Origin of the sequence: Enterocloster sp. 210928-DFI.2.20 (assembly GCF_020554465.1) — a bacterium.
Classification (GTDB): Bacteria; Bacillota; Clostridia; order Lachnospirales; family Lachnospiraceae; genus Enterocloster; species Enterocloster bolteae.
In genome coordinates this window covers 1-6699 of the sequence record NZ_JAJCHK010000066.1, presented here as the reverse complement: position 1 = coordinate 6699, position 6699 = coordinate 1, and the positions used below count along the sequence as shown (strand labels likewise).

Below are 6699 nucleotides of genomic sequence, written 5' to 3'. Positions count from 1 at the left end.
AGGAATCTGAAAGCCTTATATTTACTGGCTTAGAGATTCCGAGAGATTATTATAAGCATAAGGAGGATAAACAGAATGATTAAGAAACCACAAGGATATGACGAGGCGGCCGCTTATACAGGGGAATCCCAGCAGCTGCCTAAAGGGAAATATGAGTGTGTCATCAAGCAGGTGGCGGTACAGGAATCAAAGAATGGGAACCAGCAGTTTGTGCTCCTGTATGACATCCTGACGGGGGAGCACAAAGATTTCTATAAGAAAATGTTTGACGCGGACAAGATACAGAACCCATCCGGGGCCAAATGGCGTGGCGTATTCAAGCAGAACATGGATGGGAAGGGCCTGTCATGGTTTAAAGGAATCATCACATCCATTGAACGGTCAAATAATTTCACATTCCAATGGGATAAGGAGGACAATGAAAAGACGCTGGTGGGGAAGCGGTTTGGTGGCATATTCCGGCGCCGGCAGTATGAAGCGGAAAATGGGAGCCGTCCCATTGTGACCGAACTGTTTCGGATCCGCAGCGTTGCAGGCCTTGCTGAGGCGGAGATCCCAGAGGATGAACTTCTGCCGGATGGCCCGGTACAGAGGAAAGTCCCTGATACTGCCAGCACGGTTGGGGATGGCTTTATGAACATTCCGGATGGAGTGGAAGATGAAGGGATACCATTTATGTAGTTATGACCCGGAGTTGTTCCGGAAGGTTAGGGAAGGTGTCTCAATGCGGCAGGTAGTGGAATACTGCGGTATTCAGGTGAATCGGAAGGGGCTGTGTTTATGCCCCTTCCACCATGATACGGATCCCAGCCTTAGGATATATCCAAATGGGAAGGGATTTTATTGTTTTACCTGCGGGACAGGAGGGGACCAGATTAAGTTTACGGCATTGTATCGTGGAATCAGCAACGCAAAGGCGGCGCAGGAACTGGCGGTGGCCTTTGATATCCCTATCAATGTACCCGTAACATACCGGGAAAAGCGAGAGGCGGAGAAAATACAGCGCAGGCGGCGGGAACTGGCGGCCTTCATAAAGCGGTCAAGAATGTACCTGACAGTTTACCGTGGGCTACTTTGCATGGCAGTCCGTGAGCGTAATGAGCATTTCTGGGAAGGACTTGGAAGTCTATCACATGTGGAATATCTGCTTGATTGTCTGGAGCAGTGTCCAGAAGAACTATTTGCAGACAAGAAGGCGGTGAAAAAGATTGGAGAAGTCGAAAGACGAATTGCTGACTGGTATATCCGTATTGAAGCCGACGGAACCATTTCCAGATGAAATATTCTACCATATTTTCGAGATTGAGGATAATGTGGAACGGACTCAGTATATTGAGGCACTGCGTAATACCGCCAGAAAACTTAAACGGGCAACAGAATTTAATAACGTTTATAAATCCTTTGTTCTGGATTATGCGCAGAAACAGAAACAGACGGGGCAAAAAACGAGGTTCACGGACCAGCCAATGGAACTGGTTTGCGGTGAATGGACCGCGAATGACCTTGGGGTAAGGACGGTCCGATACGATAAGAATGCAATGCCGATGCCAGTTGTGGCCTGCAGCCATCCGATTCTGCCGGTAGAGATACTGAAAAACGTGGATACAGCCCAGGAACGCATTACACTGGCTTACTTCAAATCGGCTATGTGGCAGACTATTACGGTGGACAGGAGCGTGTGCGCCAATGCCAATAAGATTGTGGATGCCCTGAGCCAGTTCGGAATCGAGGTAACATCTGACAATGCGAAGAACATGGTCCGCTATATATCTGAGTGTGTAGGACTCAATCCTTTGACCCTCAACCCGAAGAAATCCATTAACCGCCTGGGATGGGTAGGAAGCTCATTCACTCCCTACGCCGAGGATATCCGATATGAAGGAGATATGGACTATGAGGTTATTTTCCGGAATGTAAAGGAAGCAGGAAGTTTCGAGGTATGGAAGGAGCTGTGTGCCGGTCTGCGGCAGAATGTACCACTTCGGATGATGATGGCGGCCAGTTTTGCTTCTGTGCTTCTGGAACCACTTAAGGTACTGCCATTTGTGCTGCACGTCTGGGGAACGACCGGAACCTGTAAGACGGTGGCACTGATGGTTTCCATGAGTATCTGGGGAAATCCAAAGATGGGCGGCCTTGTTAAAACAATGAATATGACCAAAAACGCGATTATGCGTAATGCAGCCTTCTTATGCAGCATCCCATTCGCGGGGGATGAGCTTCAGACTATTAAAGATAAATGGCAGGGAAACTTCGACCAATTGATTTATCAGATTACTGAGGGGGTGGACCGGGGGCGGGCGCGGGCCTATGGCGGAGTCGAGGAAACCAGGACCTGGAAGAACAGTTTCCTGTTCACGGGAGAAGAGCCGATAACGAAGGCAAATTCCGGAGGCGGATCTAAAAACCGGGTAATTGAGATTGCAATTGACGGTCCGCTGGTAGACGACGGGCATTATGTCAGCAGTGTGGTGCAGGAGAACTATGGGGTTGCGGGGAGGAGATTTGTGGAGTACCTGCAGGAGCAGGAGGCAGAAAGGATTGTAGAACGTTACAGGGCAATCTTTGACGAGCTGTGTAGGCTGGATACGACTGATAAACAGGCAATGGCAATGGCCTGTATCCTGCTTGCGGATGAGATTGCTGTGAAACTGTTCTTTACAGGAGAGCAGGCGATCCGTGTAGAACAGATAAAACAGTATCTACATAGTGCATATGAGGTAGATGTGGCAGAGAGGGCCTATCAGTCAGTCCTCAACTGGGCAGCAAAGAATCCGGTTCGTTTTGAGGACCCCAAAGCGCCTGACTCAACCAATAAGGGAGAAGTATGGGGGAAAATTGATGGAGAACTGCTGATTATCAATCGGGACGTTTTGCTGGCATATCTGGACCAGGGAGGGTTTGACTACACCGCGGTCAGCAGGAAATGGAATGATAAGGGATATCTAAAGAGGACCCCGCAGGGGAAATTTATACATAACACAAAGGTGTATGGAATTAAGTCAAGTTATATAAAACTTATTCTGCCACAGGATGACGACGATACGGATCCGAATGGATTTATGGTGGTTGATGGGGAACAGGAGCGGCTTCCATTTGATTAGACATGGGGGTCCAACCAGTCCAACCATGCACATTTTTTAGGTTGGACCCTGAAACCCGCATAAAATAAGGCTTTTTTATATACAGTCCAACCAGTCCAACTAGTCCAACCAGTTTAATATATCTCGTATGGAGAGAAGAAAAGTTTGTATAAATTTTAACAATATAATTCTACTCTAAAAATATACAGTTATGCAACCGGATTTTAGGTTGGACGGTTGGACCATACGCAAAATAAAGGGTTTCCGGGCCTAAATTGGTCAAAAACCCGGTTGGACGACCTTGAAAAATGGTTGGACTGTAAGCAAAAAGGAGGATTGAACGAATATGATGAATTTTGATGTTATTTCCGGCCTTCTGTTTGATGCGCAGAAAGAATTGATGAATTTAAAAGCGTATCGTGCAGCTGAAAAAGAGGCAGATGAGACAGGAGATTGTGAAAAGCTGTACAGTATGCGGCATCCATCGAAGGAGAGAATCCGCGACAATATGAGAGTAATCCGCAGGTTGACACTGGATATTGAAAGGGAGCTGGACAAGATATGAGTAATAAGGCGGCAGGAACAAGGTTTGAAAAAGAGTTTGCCGGCATCCTGGCAGACAACTGGTTCTGGGTCCATCTGTTCCAGGATAATAGGAACGGACAGCCCTGTGATGTGATTGCAGCCAGGGACGGAAATGCTTATCTCTTTGACTGTAAAGACTGCCAAGGTAATAGATTTCCACTCAGCAGGATGGAGGAGAACCAGTACAATGCAATGAAGTTGTTTCGGCTGACGGGAAACAAGCGCGGAATGTTTGTGATCCGGTATCCGGAAACAGGTATATATCTGGTGGATTTTGAGGTTTTAAAGAAACTTAAAGATGACGGGGTGACGCAAATCGGAGAGAACAGCATCGTCCGGTATGGACGCAGCCTACAGAGCTGGCTGGACGATTTGGATGTTTACCGAGAAATGGAAAAAGTGGAGTATGTGAATGAAGATACAGATTGGGAGTGAAATCCGGGTAAAGGACGCGACGAAAGCTTTACAGGACTGGTGCAGCGAGAATCTGGTCATCTCAAATCCGGAATATACGGACCGGACCCGCAGGGGACTGTGGACAGGAAGCACGCCACGATACCTATGGCTTTACCGCGTGGAGGGCAGTGACCTGGTTATCCCGGTCGGCGTAGGGAAGCAGGTCAGACAGTTCATGACGCCGGAGGATACGGTGGAGATACAGCTTGCGGATAATGGACATATGGAATATGCAGGTGAAATCCCCCTGTATGACTACCAGGAACCTGCAGTCAAGACGATGAGCCATAGGAGCTGCGGAATCCTGCAGAGTCCGTGCGGTTCAGGCAAGACACAGATGGGGATTGCCCTGGCGGCTGCGTTATCACGCAGGACCTTATGGATTACACATACGCAGGACCTGCTTACCCAATCCTTCGACAGGGCATCCCAGTATTTACCGAAGGAGACCCTTGGGAAGATAACGGCAGGGAAGGTACACATTGGCAGCCATATGACATTCGCAACGGTCCAGACACTGTGCAGGCTGGACCTGTCCCTATATCGGGACAGCTGGGATGTGATCATTGTTGACGAGTGCCACAGACTGGCCGGTACGCCTACGCAGATGACCATGTTCTACCGTGTCATGAACAGCCTGGCGGCCAGATATAAATATGGCCTGTCAGCTACGGTGCATCGGTCGGATGGGATGATCAGGAGTACATTTGCGGTGCTGGGACCAGTGGAATACCGGGTACCGGATGAAGCAGTGGCCGATAAGACAATGAAAGTACGGATTGTGCAGCGCGATACCGGAATTGAGACCAGCCGGTACTGCCTGGATACGGATGGGACATTGGATTATGGAAAACTTATCCCATATCTGACCGGCAGCAGCCAGAGAAATGAGATGATTGTGAAGGACCTTCTTAATAATGCGGTGTGCTGGAACCTGGTTTTGTCAGACCGCCTGGAACATCTCAGGACTCTTATGAACCTGTTGCCAGAGGAATACAGGCCATTTGCCGTAATGATTGATGGCAGCATGACAAGTAAGACGGGGAGGACCGCCAGGGAGAGGGCTATTGAGGATATGCGGGATGGGAAGAAGCATTTCCTGTTTGCCAGCTATTCACTGGCTAAGGAGGGACTGGATATACCACGTCTTGACCGGTTATATATGACAACACCTAAAAAGGATTATGCTGTGGTCACGCAGAGCATTGGAAGGATAGCCAGGGTATTCCAAGGCAAGGATGATGCAATCTGCTATGACTATGTGGATGATATCCAGTTCTGTCAGAATCAATACAAGCGCCGTCGAGCGCATTACAAGAAGGCGGGGTGCATCTTATGACCACAAAAGGGCAGATAGAACGAGATAAAGAAAATGGGAAGCTTGTAAAAGGCGTGTTTTGCGATGCGTACAACTTTTACTTGAAGTATCACGGAAAACCCATGGAGCCTGGCACGTGGGACGGAGCGACGAGGGATTTTGCTGATATCATGGGGAAGTACAATGGAGCACCGATTTGCGGCAGGCTGATGCTGGCTACCTTCTCACAGCTGGAGGAAGAGACACGATGAATAAGGCAAAAGAAAAAAAAACAACCGAAATCTTCAGTCTACGTCTGCAGTGAGTGTGGCAGGGAGATAAGCGGAGACCATGTGTATATCAAGACAAGACGGCGAACGGAGCTTCACATTCACTTCGGATGCATGCCGGGAGAGCGTAATAGGAATGTGATATCATAAATCGTTATTTAAGTGATTAAGGAAGGAGGACGGGCTATCCGGATGAAAGCTGCAGCGGCCCCTTGAACGCATGGAATTATTTTTAGGAGATTGCCTGGACATTCTTCCGGGCATACAAGATAAATCCATAGATATGATTTTTACAGATTTACCCTATGGGACAACCCGCAATGGCTGGGATTGCATGATTGACCTAAAACGCTTATGGGAACATTACGGCCGGATTATTAAAGACAACGGGTGTATAGCTCTTTGGGCACAGTCCCCATTTGATAAGGTGCTGGCCTGCAGTAACCTGAAAATGTACAGGTATGAATGGATTATTGAAAAAACAAAGGGTACTGGACATCTGAATGCTGCTAAAATGCCGATGAAGTGCCATGAAAATGTACTGATATTTTATAAGCACCTACCCACTTATAATCCGCAGATAACAACCGGACATAGTCCAGTACACAGCTATACCAAGCATGTAAGCGATGGCAGCAATTATGGTAAGACACGAACTGGCATATCAGGAGGAGGGAGCACGGAGCGTTATCCTCGCGATGTTTTGCGGTTTAAATGGGATACACAGCGTGAGAGGCTGCATCCGACCCAAAAACCATTAGAGGCATGTAAGTATTTTATCCGTACATACACCAATTCTGGGGATACGGTTTTAGATAGCTGCATGGGGAGCAATACAACAGGTGTGGCCTGTCAGGAGCTGGGCCGGGAGTACATAGGGATAGAAAAAGATACTGTAAACTATCGCATTGCCCTTGATAGGGTAGATTAACAATTTTCCGGGAGAACCGGAGGAAGGAGCATAGATGGAACGATTAGAGCCTTGTCC

Annotated in this window: 8 protein-coding genes; all 8 read left to right on the top strand. The window is 48.1% G+C overall.

The annotated features are described in order from the left end of the window. Positions 1–75: 75 nt before the first annotated feature. The 8 genes from LI015_RS27590 (at position 76) to LI015_RS27555 (ending at position 6642) form a co-directional block, all read left to right on the top strand. Entirely contained in the window at positions 76–681 is a 606-nt protein-coding gene (locus tag LI015_RS27590) for a DUF669 domain-containing protein (protein WP_227126747.1), read from the top strand. Next, complete coding sequence (locus LI015_RS27585; RefSeq protein WP_319641363.1) at positions 647–1279, top strand: CHC2 zinc finger domain-containing protein; 633 nt, start codon at positions 647–649, stop codon at positions 1277–1279. The genes LI015_RS27590 and LI015_RS27585 overlap by 35 nt, the downstream gene beginning before the upstream one ends. Next, positions 1209–3104: a DUF927 domain-containing protein gene (locus LI015_RS27580; protein ID WP_227126745.1), complete on the top strand. Its 1896-nt coding sequence runs from the start codon at positions 1209–1211 to the stop codon at positions 3102–3104. The genes LI015_RS27585 and LI015_RS27580 overlap by 71 nt, the downstream gene beginning before the upstream one ends. 325 nt (positions 3105–3429) lie before the next feature. Further along, a complete protein-coding gene (locus LI015_RS27575) occupies positions 3430–3648 on the top strand; it encodes a hypothetical protein (RefSeq protein WP_227126744.1) in 219 nt (72 codons plus the stop codon). Further along, the gene (locus LI015_RS27570) at positions 3645–4103 is read left to right on the top strand and encodes a Holliday junction resolvase RecU (protein WP_227126743.1); all 459 of its coding nucleotides are present in this window, start codon (positions 3645–3647) and stop codon (positions 4101–4103) included. Before LI015_RS27575 ends, LI015_RS27570 begins: the two co-directional genes overlap by 4 nt. Beyond that, positions 4081–5463 (top strand): DEAD/DEAH box helicase, encoded by a 1383-nt coding sequence (locus LI015_RS27565; RefSeq protein ID WP_227126742.1) that lies wholly within the window; start codon positions 4081–4083, stop codon positions 5461–5463. The genes LI015_RS27570 and LI015_RS27565 overlap by 23 nt, the downstream gene beginning before the upstream one ends. After that, the gene (locus tag LI015_RS27560) at positions 5460–5693 is read left to right on the top strand and encodes a hypothetical protein (RefSeq protein ID WP_227126741.1); all 234 of its coding nucleotides are present in this window, start codon (positions 5460–5462) and stop codon (positions 5691–5693) included. Before LI015_RS27565 ends, LI015_RS27560 begins: the two co-directional genes overlap by 4 nt. Positions 5694–5931: 238 nt before the next feature. Next, a complete protein-coding gene (locus LI015_RS27555; RefSeq protein ID WP_054354481.1) occupies positions 5932–6642 on the top strand; it encodes a DNA-methyltransferase in 711 nt (236 codons plus the stop codon). Positions 6643–6699: the final 57 nt, after the last annotated feature.

Bases quoted from the DNA above. Each gene is read 5' to 3' on its own strand.
- LI015_RS27590 (WP_227126747.1), top strand. From the start codon at position 76: ATGATTAAGAAACCACAAGGATATGACGAGGCGGCCGCTTATACAGGG.
- LI015_RS27585 (WP_319641363.1), top strand. From the start codon at position 647: ATGGAGTGGAAGATGAAGGGATACCATTTATGTAGTTATGACCCGGAG.
- LI015_RS27575 (WP_227126744.1), top strand. From the start codon at position 3,430: ATGATGAATTTTGATGTTATTTCCGGCCTTCTGTTTGATGCGCAGAAA.
- LI015_RS27570 (WP_227126743.1), top strand. From the start codon at position 3,645: ATGAGTAATAAGGCGGCAGGAACAAGGTTTGAAAAAGAGTTTGCCGGC.
- LI015_RS27565 (WP_227126742.1), top strand. From the start codon at position 4,081: ATGAAGATACAGATTGGGAGTGAAATCCGGGTAAAGGACGCGACGAAA.
- LI015_RS27560 (WP_227126741.1), top strand. From the start codon at position 5,460: ATGACCACAAAAGGGCAGATAGAACGAGATAAAGAAAATGGGAAGCTT.
- LI015_RS27555 (WP_054354481.1), top strand. From the start codon at position 5,932: ATGGAATTATTTTTAGGAGATTGCCTGGACATTCTTCCGGGCATACAA.